Below are 12,309 nucleotides of genomic sequence, written 5' to 3' on the forward strand. Positions count from 1 at the left end.
CTCTGTCCTTAGAGATGAGAGTGGGGGAGTAGTTACGAAATAGTCAGACTCACCGGGTGAAACTCGGCACCCCCCGGAGCGGTCTGAATCCATCCCGCCCACAGAATTAAACGGCGCTCCATGGCCCCATGACACGCGACAAGATGCAACTGCCCCTGATCGTCCTGCTGCTCTACCTGCTGCTGCTGCCGGTCACCGGCATGGTACCCATACTGCGTGAGCTGACCGGCGGCCGTTATCCGGATCTGAGTGAATTTCAGCAGCACCTGTTCATGTCCGCCAACATGCTCGGTGCCCTGCTCTTCGCCCCTGTTATCGGCCTGCTGTCAGATGCCTGGAAACTGCGCAAGCCATTGATCCTGATAGCCTTGATCATCAATGGCCTGGCCGTCTGGATGCTGCTGCTGGACTGGTCCTACCCGATATTTCTTGGCTGGCGCTTCATCGAGGGCTGCGCCCACATCAGCGCCCTGAGCCTGCTCATGGCCATGGCCAGCGAGCAAGGCCAGCAGCAGACAGGCAGGCGCAAGGTCATGGGCGGGATCATGGGGTTGGTCGGGGCGGCCATCAGTCTGGGGGTGGCAACCGGCGCGCCCCTGGGTGGACTGCTTGGCCGTACGGGGGCGGATTCGGTACTTCTGGCCGGGGGTGGACTGCTGCTGTTGCTCGTCCCCCTGGCCGCCCTGGGCCTGCGCGAGCGCCCCGGCGGCCATGCCGGGTCCGGCCTGAGCGCCCTGCTGCGCGCCCTGCCGCAGAACCTGCCCCTGCGCCTGCCCTATGCCTTTGCCTTTGTCGATCGCCTCACCGTGGGGGTGATCGTCTCCACCTTGTCGCTCTATCTGAGCAGTCAGCTGGGCCTGGATGCCCTGCAGATCGGCCTCATCATGGCCCTGTTCCTGCTGCCCTTCTCCCTGCTCACCTACCCCGCCGGCCTGCTCTCGCGGCGCTGGAACCCGGTGCGCATGATGTTCATCGGCAGCATCGCCTACGGCCTCACCCTGGCCACGCTGGGGCTGGCAACGCCGGGGCAGATCCCCTGGCTGATGTTCGCCGGCGGGGTGGTGGCCTCGCTCATGTACGCCCCCTCGCTGGTACTGGTGGCCAGCCTGTCGCGGCCCGAGCACCGGGCCATGGCCATGGGTGGCTTCAATCTGGCCGGCTCCCTGGGCTTTGTCCTTGGCCCCCTCACCGGCGGCGGCCTGGTGGCCCTGTTCAGTGCCTGGCAACTGCCCGCCTATCCCCTGACCTTTGTCCTGGTGGGCCTGCTGGAGCTGCTCTGCGTGGCCCTGTTCGTCCCCTGGGCCAGACGCCACGCCGAGCAGCTGCGGCTGGATGCCTAAACCCCTAAGGATCATGGGGCGAAACGGCCACCCCAGAGGTGTAGGAGCGGCCTTGGCCGCGAAGGGTGCTTGAAAAGCCAGAAGTTTGAAAGGTGAAGTTTGAAGGAATGAGCCCTTCGGGTGTTTTTTGGAATCGCGGGCAAGCCCGCTCCCACAAGGCAAGCCCGCCCCCATCGGCCAGCCCAGAAAAAGAAAGTCTGCTCGACTCGGGCTTCGGGCTTGGTTCTACCCCCTCCGTCCCTGGCGGTCGGGAGCAAACGAGGCTTCGCGATTTTCACAGTAATGACGGCAAATCGAGGTTACAGATGAAAGGCATAACAGCATTCTGCCTGTCGGCCCTGCTGCTGGGCACGCCCCAGCTGCCGGTGGCGCAAGCGGTCGAGGCCGAGACGGTCGAGCAAGCCCCAGGGCGCTGCGGCCAATTTGGGCCGGGGGCCGATCTGAGCGGTTGTGATCTGTCTCGCCAGAGAATGGTCGATCTGGACCTGCGCGGGGCCAATCTCAGCGCGGCCAAGCTGGAATCCAGCCAGTTGATGGGGACCAACCTGGACGGTGCCGATCTGCGCCGGGCCAACCTGAAGTGGGCCAACCTGCGCGGGGCCTCCCTGCGCCGGGCCAATCTGAGCGGGGCCGATCTGTTCCACGTTACCCTGGACGAGGCCGATATGCAGGACGCCCAGGTGCGGGATGCCGACCTGTTCGGGGCCAATCTCATCGCCACCCAGGCCCAAGGCGCGGATTTTCGCGGCAGCTTTCTCAAGGACGTCATCCTGGAGGAGGCCGACCTGTCTGCCGCCCGGCTGGATGGCTGTTACCTGTTCCGCGCCGTGATGCTGGACGGTCGCTTTGTCGGTACTCGGCTGGACCAGGCAGACATGACCGGGGCGGCGATGGACGGGGCCGATTTTACCGATGCGAATCTCAGCGGTGCCCTGCTGCGCGGGGCCAGCCTGCGTCACGCCAAGCTGCATGGCACGCAACTCAGGGGTGCCGATTTCGCCAACGCCGACCTGGTCAAGGTGGAAGTGATACAGGCAAAAAACATCCCGGCCTCCTTCCACCAGGCCATCAGCCGCTTCTTTGGGGCCTTGCCTGGCACCCCGGACAATTGAGCCTAACGATCACGGGGCGAGCAGAGCCACCCCGGAAAATGAACCTCTGCTCGACTCGGGCTCCGGCACAGTAAAAAGGTCGTCAGCGGGGTTGTTGCACAATAACCTGCCCTGGATCAACTGAGCGGCGGATTCCACCCCCGGCCAGCCCGGCTGAGCTAAGCTTGATCAGGTAGCAGCAACCCGATCCAACCCATGCAAGACACCCTAAAACAACTTCTGGCCGCCGAGCAGGAGGCCAACCGCCTCACCGAGCTGGCCGCCAACGCGGCCGAGATCCTGGTGACCCAGGCCAATGAAGAGGCCCGCGCCCAGGAGCAGCGCTTTCTGGCCCATCTGCCGGAGCTGCGCGCCGCCTTCATCGACAAGGCCGAGCAGCGCGCCGCGCAGACCCTGGCCGAGATGCAGCGGCGTTACGAGGAGCGTCTGGAGCAGCTGCGCCAGGATGCCGAGCAGCAGGATCAGGCCGCCCTGGATGCCGCCTTTGCCGAGCTGCTGCGCGTCGAGGAGTCGATACCTTGATCCTACCCGCCGATCAGGCCTATCTGCGCACCCGCCTGAGCATCATGCACAGCCGTCTGCTCGGCCCGGAGCAGTTGGAGCAGCTGATCGGCCTACCGCCCAAGGAGCTGCTCGCCAGCTTTCATGTCGAACCGGGGGGGGAGCGTTCCGCCAGCCGCCAGATGCAGCAGTTCGAGCAGGACATGCTGCAGGTCTGGCTGGATGAGATGGGCGCCCTGCTGCGCCCGCTCAACGGCCCAGCGCGGGAGGTGCTGGTGCAATGGGCCAGGCGCTATGAGCTGCTCAATCTCAAGGCCCTGATCCGGGGCAAGCTGGCCGGTCTGTCCCGCGCCGAGATCAGCGCCAGCCTGTTCCAGCTGCCGGGCTTTCTCAGCCTGGACCACGAGCGCCTGCTGCATACCGAGGATGTCAGCGAACTGCTGCGCCGCCTGGATGGCACCCCCTATCAATCCATTGCCCGTCAGGCCCAGCGCCGCTTCCTGGAACGCCAGGACCAGTTCCTGCTAGACGCCGCGCTTGATCAGTATTTCTATACGGAAATGCTCCGCCACACCTACCCCCTGGACGAGCCGGACCGCAGCCAGATGCAGGCCCTGCTCGGCCGCGTTATCGACCGTCATAACCTGGTGTGGATGCTGCGCTACCGCTACACCTACGGCCTGAGCCCGGCCCAGGCGCAGTATCTGTCCATCGAGCGGGGCTACCGCCTGAGCAGCAACCGCCTTGGCCGCCTGCTGAACCAGGCCAGCATCGGCGAGTTTCTGGCCGGCCTGCCGCCGCGCCTGCGTCAGATCTGCGGTCCGAGCGAGGACATATTGCTGATCGAGAGCCATCTGGTGCATCACCTGCGCCAGTTCACCCAAGCCTTTTTCCAGCACAGCCCGAGCATTGTCGCCGTGGCCCTGGCCTACCTGATCCTACGCTTTCTGGAGCTGGGCCAGCTCTACGCCATAGTCCAGGCGCGTATGCTCGGCCTGAGCGACCGGCTGCTGCGCGAGGCGCTCAACCCTAGCGGACATGGGGCGGGCAGCGACACCCCGGAACAGGAAACCTCTCATGGCCGCTCCGGGACTCGGGGTTCGGGACTCGGGACTCGCGAGTTGCCAGGGATGTTGCATGACCTGCGGGAGGCCAGCTGAGATGCGCGCCGGTGGCGACATGCGCCAGGTCTGCCTGCACCTGCTGCGCGATGACCTGCCCCGCGCCGGCCTGGCCCTGGCGCGGCTACACGCCTTTGCCCCGGAGCCAGGCGATGGCAAGCCCCAGGCGGGCTTTGACAGCTTCCCCGGCGAGGCCTTCAACGACTGCATCGGCGACTCCCTGAGCTACTTCGAGCGCATCCACAAACTGCTGAGCCGTCCCTTGCAGCAACTGCCCACCCCGCCCGCGCCCGGCCCCGCCGCGCTGGATCGCAGCGCCCTGCTGGCCCAGCACCACTGGCTGAGCCGGGCCTGGGCCAGGGTCGGCCAGTTCGAGACCCGCCAGCAGCAGATCGACGAGCAGCTGCGCGAACTCAATCAACTGCGCAAGAGCCTGGCGGAGCTGGCCGGATTGGACCTGGACCTGGGCGAGCTGCACAACCCGCACCGCTTTCTGCACCTGCAGATCGGCCTGGTGCCGACGGAAAATCTGAACAAACTGCGCCGTGCCCTGGCCCTGTCCGGCTATTTGATCCTGCGCACCAGCCGCGAGCCGGAGCTGAGCCGGGTGCTGATCGGCGGCCCGCGCCAGACCCAGGAGCTGCAAGAGGTGCTCAATGCCGCCGGTTTCCAGGCGCTGGACATCCCCGATGACTTTCGCGCCGCCAGCGGCCAGGTGGCCGCCCAGCTGACGCAGCGGCAGGCCGAACTGGAACAGCGTCAGCACCAGCTGGATCAAGCGATGCAGCTCTGGGTGGACGAGAACGGCCTCAAGCTGATGCAGATCAAACAGGTGCTGGACCGCGCCCGGCCGCTGCTGGGCATAGGCCGGGCGGCCCAGGCCAGGGGCGAGCTGACCCAGCTGCGCGGCTGGCTGGCAGCGGACCACCTGCCGCAGGCCGAGGCACTATTGCGCCAGAATCTGCGCCATCCCTTTCTGCTGCAACAGCGCCCGCCCCTGCCGGAGGAATACCCACAGGTGCCGGTGCCGCCAAAGCGCCACCCCTGGCTGCGCCCCTTCAGCCTGCTGGTGCAGCAGTTCGGCGTGCCCCGCTTCGGCGAGATCGACCCCAGCTGGCTGTTTACCCTCAGCTTCTGCCTGATGTTCGGCATGATGTTCGGCGATCTGGGCCAGGGTGCGGTGTTTGTCCTGCTCGGTCTGCTGTTTCGCTCCCGCCTGGGCCTGCTGACCCCGCCGCTGGTGCTGGCCGGCGCGGCCTCCATGCTGTTCGGCCTGCTCTACGGCAGCGTGTTTGGCGTGGAGCACTGGATCGAGCCCCTGTGGCGCTCGCCCCTGTCCGACCCGGCCCTGATGCTGGGCTACGCCCTGGCCTGGGGGGTGGGCTTCATCACACTGGGCTCGGTCATCGCCATCATCAACCGCCTGCTGGAGCAGGACCTGACCGGTGCCCTGTTCGATGCCAGCGGGGTGTTCTCCCTGGTACTCTACCTGTCCCTGGTCGGCGGCCTGTACGGCCTGGCGCAGGGTGATGGTTTCCACCCGGCCGCCCTGCTCCTGCTGCTGCTCGCCCTGGCGGCCTTCATGCTGCACCTGTGGCGGGAATCGACCGCGCCCTGGGGCGAGCGCGCCCTGACGGTGTTGATCGAGACCTTTGAGCTGATCATCGGCTATTTTTCCAACAGCCTGTCGTTCCTGCGCGTGGCCGCCTTCAGCCTCAACCACGTCGCCCTGTCCCTGGCCATCTTCACCCTGGCAGACACCATGGATGGCGCCGGTCACTGGCTCATGCTGGTGCTGGGCAACCTGTTCGTCATGGTCCTGGAGGGGGCCATAGTGGCCATACAGATCCTGCGCCTGGAATACTACGAGGGCTTCTCCCGCTTCTTCCGCGCCGATGGCAAGGCCTTCACGCCGCTCAGATACGGCCCCGCCCCCGAGGTGCCCGCCAACCCTCAACCCCATCCGCCACTCCATCCGCGAGGTATGCCATGATCACTATCGCTACACTGCTCGGCCTGAGCCTGCTGGGGGTCATCCTCAGCGGCCTGTATCTGGATCGCCACCCCCTGCCCGCCGCCCAGACCCGACGCTGGCTCGGCCCCAGCCTGCTGGGCAATGCCCTGCTCTTCTTCGCCGCCCAGCTGGCGCTGCTAGGGCTGGGCATCGCCGAGGTGCATGCCGCCAGCGAGGAGTTGGCCACCGCTGGCCGCGACTTCAGCCTGGGCACCGGTCTGGTCTATATCGGCATCGCCCTGCCCACCGCCGTGAGCACCGTCGCCGCCGCCCTGGCGGTAGGCCCCATCGGTGCCGCTGCCCTGGCCGCCATCACCGAAAAGCCGGAGATCTTCGGCCGCACCCTGGTCTATCTGGGCCTGGCCGAGGGCATAGCCATCTACGGCCTGGTGCTATCCATCCTGCTGGTGGACAAGCTTTAAATGGGACGCAGAGAACGCAGAGAAGAATGGGAAAGAAGTAGCCCGGATGGAGTGCAACGGAATCCGGGATTGCCGCTGGGCAGAGTATAAGCAATTAACCTATAAACCGCAGATTACGCCGATTATCGCAGATTAAATTATTTATTTTCATTGTGTTAGAGTGGCTTGGCCAGTCACCCGCTGGGTGAGTGGATGCACTTGGCAAACACACTGAAAAATCTGTGTAGATCGGTGAAATCTGCGGTTCAACTGCCTTTTTTAGGATTATTTGCGTTATTGGCGTTCATTTGCGGACTCAAACAGAAAACAACCATGGAAAAGACTGCCCTTTACTTCGCCGGTGAATTCGGCCTGGCCACCGGCTTTCGGCTGGCCGGTTTCGAGGTGCTGACCGATGCCAGCGTCGCCGAACTGGAGGCCCTGCTGAACGACCTGCGCCAGCGGCGCCAGGCCGCCTTCGTGGTGCTCGATCAGCGCCTGGCCGGGGCCGATAGCAAGATCCTGCGCGAGGTGCGCGACGAGGGCGGGCGGATTCTGATCACCCAGGTGCCCCTGCTGGGCAGCGACGCCCCGCTGCTCTCCTGCGTCGATGCGCACATGCGCCAGATGCTGGGCGACAGCCTGGACGTCAAGACATGAACCTACAAAGAGTATTTGGCCACAGAGCCACAGAGCACACAGAGAAAAATCAATGTGTTGGAAAGCGAACATTCAACACCTTCTAGGTGAGCCTAGTCTGATACGTCACTCTTTGAAATGACTCTGTGATCTCTGTGGCTTAACTGAGGAATATAGGATGAACGAAGAAGAGCAAGTCAAGGCCCTGGAACAGGCCATCCTGGAGCGGGCCCAGGGTCTGGCCGAGGAGATCCGGGCCAGGGCGGTGCGCCAGCGGGACGACATACTGCACCACAGCGCCGAGCGCCTGCGCCAGAAGGAACAGCGGGAGACGCAAAGCGCCAAGGTCAGCGCCGAGCGCAATCTCAGACGCCAGGTGCAGGCCGGTGAACTGCGCCTGCAGGGTCGGCTGGAACAACTGCGCTGGCAGCTGATCCTGGAGCTGGAGCAACGCCTGACCGAGCGTATAGCGCAACTGCGCGCCCAGCCCGAGGACTACGCCGACTGGATGGACCAGCTGATCGACGAGGCGGTGCGCCTGATCCCGCCGGATGCCCTGCGCGCCGAGATGAACGCCGAAGACCTGGAGCGCTTTGCCCCCGGCTGGGCCAGTCGTATCGAGCGCATCGCGCCGGGCTGGTACATCGAACTCTCGCCCCAGCCGCTGCAGACCCTGGGCGGCATCCTGTTCCACAGCCAGAACGGCAAGGTGCGCCTGGATAACCGCTTTGAAGGCCGCCTCGCCCGCCGCAGCCAAGGGGTGCGCCAAGCCATCCAGCGCCAGCTGTTCGGCCACAGGACAGGAGACTGATTTTTATCGGACCGCGAAGATGGATCGCAAAGGACGCCAAGGTAACGCAAAGGGCGCAAAGGATTACCTGATTACCCCTGTATCTCAGCCCTCGTCTGGCGTTGGCTTGCTGCTAGGCATAGGGCGGGCCACGCCCGCCGCCAAGCCACTGGTTTGGGCTCTCCTCTGCGTGGGCACGGCGGCCACGGGCCGCCCTATATGGTTGGCAGCTTTGTCTTTCAATGGATCGCAAAGGATTAGAAAGCTGTAGCCCGGATGCAGTGCAACGGAATCCGGGGTTTTCGCTGGGCAGGGCCACCCCGGATTCCGCTTCGCTCCATCCGGGCTACGTAAATGAACACTTTGTCATTCATTCGCGTTTATTTGCGTTCATTTGCGGACTTTTTTCAATCAAATCAGACAACTCGAACATGCACAACAAACCAGGCGAAATCCTCGAAATCAACGGCCCCATCGTCAAGGTGCGCCTGCCCGGTGCGCGCAATGGCGGCCAGGTGCGCATTGGTCGCCTGGGGGTGACCGGCGAGATCATTGCCCTGCAGGCGGATACCGCCCTGGTGCAGGCCTACGAGGGCACCGAGGGCATTCGCCCCGGCGAGCCGGTGGAGGACCTGGGTTATCCCCTGTCGGTGGAGCTGGGGCCTGGCCTGCTGCAGGGCATCTTTGATGGCATCCAGCGGCCGCTGACCGAGATCGCCCGGCTCAGCGGCGACACCATCCCCCGCGGGCTCTCTCTCAAGGCCCTGGACCGCGAGCGCAGCTGGCATTTCAGCCCCAACCCCGATCTGGTGCCGGGTAATCGACTGGAGGCCGGCGCGGTGCTGGGCAGCGTCGCCGAGACCGCTGCCATCCGCCATCGCATCCTGCTGCCGCCGGATCGCTCCGGCGAGCTGATGGACCTGGTGGCCGAGGGGGATTACAGCCTGGAGCGGCCTATCGGTCGGCTGCGGGATGAGCAGGGCCGGGTGCACAAGCTCTATCTCTATCACCGCTGGCCGGTGCGTCGGCCGCGACCCTTTCGCCGTCGCAGCCACGGGATCAAGCCGCTGATCACAGGCCAGCGCATCCTCGATTGCTTCTTTCCCCTGCTCAAGGGCGGCAAGGCGGCGGTGCCCGGTCCCTTTGGTGCCGGCAAGACCATGGTGCAGCAGCAGATCGCCCGCTGGGCCAATGCCGACATCGTCATCTATGTCGGCTGCGGCGAGCGCGGCAACGAGCTGGTGGATGTGCTGGAGAGCTTCCCCAAGCTGCAAGACCCCCACAGCGGTCGCGGCATGATGGAGCGCACCCTGTTGGTGGCCAACACCTCGAATATGCCGGTGGTGGCGCGGGAGGCCTCGATCTACGTGGGGATGACGATGGCCGAGTATTTCCGTGATCAGGGCCTGGATGTGGTCATGCTGGCGGACTCCACCTCCCGTTGGGCCGAGGCCCTGCGCGAGGTGGCCGGGCGACTGGGGCAGATGCCGGTGGAGGAAGGCTACCCGGCCTATCTGGGTTCGCGCCTGGCGGCGGTGTATGAGCGCGCCGGTCGGGTCGAGACCCTGGCCGGGCTGGAGGGCTCGGTGACCCTGATCGGCGCGGTTTCACCCCCCGGCGGTGACTTCTCCGAGCCGGTCACCAGCCACACCAAGCAGATCATCCAGACCTTCTGGGCCCTGTCCAAGGACCTGGCCGATGCCCGCCACTACCCGGCGATCGATTGGGTGGATAGCTTTTCCGAGCACGTCGGCGTGGCCGCGCACTGGTGGTCGGCAGAGGTCGATCCCGCCTGGCAGGAGCGGCGCGAGCAGGCCCTGGCCCTGTTGGCACGGGATGCCGAGCTGTCGCGCATCGTCAATCTGGTGGGGCCTGAGGCCCTCTCCTCGGCGCAGCGCTGGGAGCTGGAGGGCGCCGCTCTGATCAAGGAGGCGGTGCTGCAGCAAAGCGCGCTGGACGAGATCGACGCCTATTGTTCGCCGCGGAAGCAATTTCTCCTGCTGCAGCTGGTGATGGAGCTGTTCGACCAGGGCCGCGAGCTGATCCGCCTCGGCGCGCCGGTGCAGGAACTGGCGGAGCATCCCCTGCTGGCGCGGGTGCGGCGGGCCAAGTCCAGCTGGAGCAGCAGCGAGCTGGAGCCGCTGCAGGCCTTCATCGACGATGTCCGCCAGGGTTTTATTGCCCTCAAGGCGAACTATCGACAGGGTGGTCGCCAGCCGGATCAGCAGAACCTGCGGGAGGACGCCCATGAGCAGCCTTGAATTTCGTCAGGCCAGTCAGGCCCAGGGCGGCTTGCTGCAGGTGGCCGGTGTCGCCGAGGTGGCCTTTGGTGACCGGGTTGAGATTCGCGACCATCGCGGCCATCTGCGTAACGGCCAGGTGATCCGCTGTGCCTCTGCCGAGGTGCTGATTCAGGTGTTTGAAGGCACCGAAGACCTGGATCTGGACAGCACCTGGGTGCGCTTTCTCGATGAACCCCTGAACATTCGCCTGAGCCCGGAGATCCTCGGTCGCATCTTCAACGGCATCGGCGAGCCGCGGGATGAGCGCCCGCCGATCATCGATGGCGAGAGCCGCAGCATCAACGGCGCGCCGATCAACCCGGCGGCGCGGGCCTATCCGCGCGAGTTCATCCAGACCGGCATCGCCGCCATCGATGGCCTCAACTCCCTGGTGCGCGGGCAGAAACTGCCCATCTTCAGCGCCTCGGGCCTGCCGCATAACCGCCTCGCCGCGCAGATCGTGCGCCAGGCGCGCCTGCCGGAAGAAGAAGGCGGTGGCTTTGCCATCGTTTTCGCCGCCATGGGGGTGTCCTATGCCGATGCGCGCTTTTTTCAGGAGGCCTTTGCCGACTCCGGCGTGCTCGGCAAGGTGGTGATGTTCCTCAACCACGCCGACGATCCGCCGGTGGAGCGCCTCGCCCTGCCCCGCGCCGCGCTCACCGCCGCCGAGTACCTGGCCTTCGACCTCGACCACCATGTACTGGTGGTGATGACCGACATGACCCACTACGCCGAGGCCCTGCGCGAGGTGGCTACCGCCAAGGGTGACGTGCCGGCGCGCAAGGGCTACCCAGGCTATCTCTACTCCGACCTGGCGGAGATCTACGAGCGCTCAGGCCGCATCCGTGACCGCCACGGCTCGGTGACCCTGGTGCCGGTGCTGTCCATGCCCTCGGACGACATCACCCACCCCATTCCCGACCTCACCGGCTACATCACCGAGGGCCAGATCGTGCTCTCGCGGGAGCTGCACAATCAGGGCATCTATCCGCCGGTGGACATAGCCCCGTCGCTGTCGCGCCTGATGAAGGACGGCATCGGCAAGGACTACACCCGCGCCGATCACCCCCGCGTCGCCAATCAGCTCTACGCCCTCTACGCCAAGGCCCAGGAGACGCGCAATCTGGCCTCCATCATCGGTGCTGAGGAACTTTCGTCCAAGGACCGTCGCTTTTTGGAGTTTGCCGAACGCTTCGATCGGGAGTTCATCGGTCAGGGCGAGGACGACAACCGCAGCATCATCGAAACCCTGAATCTGGCTTGGGAGATGCTCTCCCTGTTCCCGCGGGATCAGCTCACCCGTGTCAGCGAGACCGATCTGGCCCACCACTACCGTGCCGGCCCCGCCACCAGGGAACCGCCGCCATGAGCAAGCTGCGCCTGCGCACCACGCCGACCAAAAGCAGCCTGCTGCGGCTGAAAAGACAGCTGCGCTTCCTGCACAACGGCCACGCCCTGCTGGAGCGCAAGCGCGAATTGCTCACCCGCCTGGTCTATGAACGCCTGGGGGAATTCAAACAACGCCGCGCCGCCGCCCAGGAGAGCCTGAAGCAGGCCTATTACTGGCTGAGCCTGGCCCAGCTGCGCATGGGCGGACGCAGCATGCACCAGGCCAGCTTAGGGATTTCTCCGGCGGTGGAGATCAGCATCCTGCCGCGCCGCGCCCTGGGGATTCAATATCCCGCGGTGCAGGCCCAGCTGTTGCCCCTGCAGCCGGTGGGCCTGCTGGGCATAGACCCCAGCTTCGATGAGGCGCGCAAATGCTTCGCCGAGGCAACGCAGAAGCTGGCTATCCTCGCCGAAGCGGAAATGGCCCTCTGCCGCCTGATCAGCGAACAGCGCAAGGCGCAAAAACGGGTCAACGCGCTGAAATACAACATCATCCCCGCCTACGATCAGGCCATCCGCCGAATCAAGGACCTGCTGGAAGAGGAAGAACGCGCCACCCTGTTCGCCATCAAGCGGCTGAACGAGCATGGCAAGTCCCTATAGCCATTACCCACCAAACCGAAGGGCCTGCCGTTCGCCTCAGCCAGGCTCAGCGAACGAACCCGAAGCGCTTTTTCTTGCCCCTGTCTGGACCTTCTGGTATAGATAGCCCGTTTTTTA

At 65.0% G+C, this 12,309-nt stretch carries 11 protein-coding genes; all 11 read left to right on the forward strand.

Features of this window, described 5'->3' with window-relative positions:
• The first annotated feature begins 128 nt into the window (after window positions 1-128).
• Entirely contained in the window at window positions 129-1,340 is a 1,212-nt protein-coding gene (locus D5125_00220) for an MFS transporter (protein QFY88028.1), read from the forward strand.
• 305 nt (window positions 1,341-1,645) lie between these two features.
• Complete coding sequence (locus D5125_00225; protein QFY88029.2) at window positions 1,646-2,452, forward strand: pentapeptide repeat-containing protein; 807 nt, start codon at window positions 1,646-1,648, stop codon at window positions 2,450-2,452.
• A gap of 195 nt (window positions 2,453-2,647) precedes the next feature.
• Window positions 2,648-2,974, forward strand: a complete 327-nt coding sequence (locus tag D5125_00230; GenBank protein QFY88030.1) for an ATPase — start codon at window positions 2,648-2,650, stop codon at window positions 2,972-2,974.
• Complete coding sequence (locus D5125_00235) at window positions 2,971-4,113, forward strand: V-type ATPase subunit (protein QFY88031.1); 1,143 nt, start codon at window positions 2,971-2,973, stop codon at window positions 4,111-4,113. Before D5125_00230 ends, D5125_00235 begins: the two co-directional genes overlap by 4 nt.
• Window positions 4,091-6,067: a V-type ATP synthase subunit I gene (locus D5125_00240; GenBank protein ID QFY88032.2), complete on the forward strand. Its 1,977-nt coding sequence runs from the start codon at window positions 4,091-4,093 to the stop codon at window positions 6,065-6,067. The genes D5125_00235 and D5125_00240 overlap by 23 nt, the downstream gene beginning before the upstream one ends.
• The gene (locus tag D5125_00245; protein QFY88033.1) at window positions 6,064-6,510 is read left to right on the forward strand and encodes an ATPase; all 447 of its coding nucleotides are present in this window, start codon (window positions 6,064-6,066) and stop codon (window positions 6,508-6,510) included. Before D5125_00240 ends, D5125_00245 begins: the two co-directional genes overlap by 4 nt.
• Window positions 6,511-6,822: 312 nt before the next feature.
• Window positions 6,823-7,149 carry an ATPase gene (locus tag D5125_00250; GenBank protein ID QFY88034.2) on the forward strand — a complete coding sequence of 109 codons (327 nt, stop codon included), beginning with the start codon at window positions 6,823-6,825 and terminating at the stop codon, window positions 7,147-7,149.
• 157 nt (window positions 7,150-7,306) lie between these two features.
• Entirely contained in the window at window positions 7,307-7,939 is a 633-nt protein-coding gene (locus D5125_00255; protein ID QFY88035.1) for a hypothetical protein, read from the forward strand.
• A 410-nt stretch (window positions 7,940-8,349) separates the two neighbouring features.
• Window positions 8,350-10,179, forward strand: coding sequence for a V-type ATP synthase subunit A (locus tag D5125_00260; protein ID QFY88036.1), 1,830 nt, complete (start codon window positions 8,350-8,352; stop codon window positions 10,177-10,179).
• On the forward strand, window positions 10,166-11,569 hold the full coding sequence (locus tag D5125_00265) for a V-type ATP synthase subunit B (protein QFY88037.1): 1,404 nt from the start codon (window positions 10,166-10,168) through the stop codon (window positions 11,567-11,569). The genes D5125_00260 and D5125_00265 overlap by 14 nt, the downstream gene beginning before the upstream one ends.
• Window positions 11,566-12,192, forward strand: coding sequence for a V-type ATP synthase subunit D (locus D5125_00270; GenBank protein ID QFY88038.1), 627 nt, complete (start codon window positions 11,566-11,568; stop codon window positions 12,190-12,192). The genes D5125_00265 and D5125_00270 overlap by 4 nt, the downstream gene beginning before the upstream one ends.
• Window positions 12,193-12,309 lie beyond the last annotated feature (117 nt).

The organism is gamma proteobacterium SS-5 (assembly GCA_009497875.2).
GTDB lineage: Bacteria > Pseudomonadota > Gammaproteobacteria > Chromatiales > Chromatiaceae > Magnetovirga > Magnetovirga frankeli.

Excerpts from the sequence above, each read along its gene's own strand:
- D5125_00270 (QFY88038.1), top strand. The coding sequence starts at position 11,566 with ATGAGCAAGCTGCGCCTGCGCACCACGCCGACCAAAAGCAGCCTGCTG.
- D5125_00220 (QFY88028.1), top strand. The coding sequence starts at position 129 with ATGACACGCGACAAGATGCAACTGCCCCTGATCGTCCTGCTGCTCTAC.
- D5125_00250 (QFY88034.2), top strand. The coding sequence starts at position 6,823 with ATGGAAAAGACTGCCCTTTACTTCGCCGGTGAATTCGGCCTGGCCACC.
- D5125_00245 (QFY88033.1), top strand. The coding sequence starts at position 6,064 with ATGATCACTATCGCTACACTGCTCGGCCTGAGCCTGCTGGGGGTCATC.
- D5125_00240 (QFY88032.2), top strand. The coding sequence starts at position 4,091 with ATGACCTGCGGGAGGCCAGCTGAGATGCGCGCCGGTGGCGACATGCGC.
- D5125_00230 (QFY88030.1), top strand. The coding sequence starts at position 2,648 with ATGCAAGACACCCTAAAACAACTTCTGGCCGCCGAGCAGGAGGCCAAC.
- D5125_00260 (QFY88036.1), top strand. The coding sequence starts at position 8,350 with ATGCACAACAAACCAGGCGAAATCCTCGAAATCAACGGCCCCATCGTC.
- D5125_00225 (QFY88029.2), top strand. The coding sequence starts at position 1,646 with ATGAAAGGCATAACAGCATTCTGCCTGTCGGCCCTGCTGCTGGGCACG.
- D5125_00255 (QFY88035.1), top strand. The coding sequence starts at position 7,307 with ATGAACGAAGAAGAGCAAGTCAAGGCCCTGGAACAGGCCATCCTGGAG.
- D5125_00265 (QFY88037.1), top strand. The coding sequence starts at position 10,166 with ATGAGCAGCCTTGAATTTCGTCAGGCCAGTCAGGCCCAGGGCGGCTTG.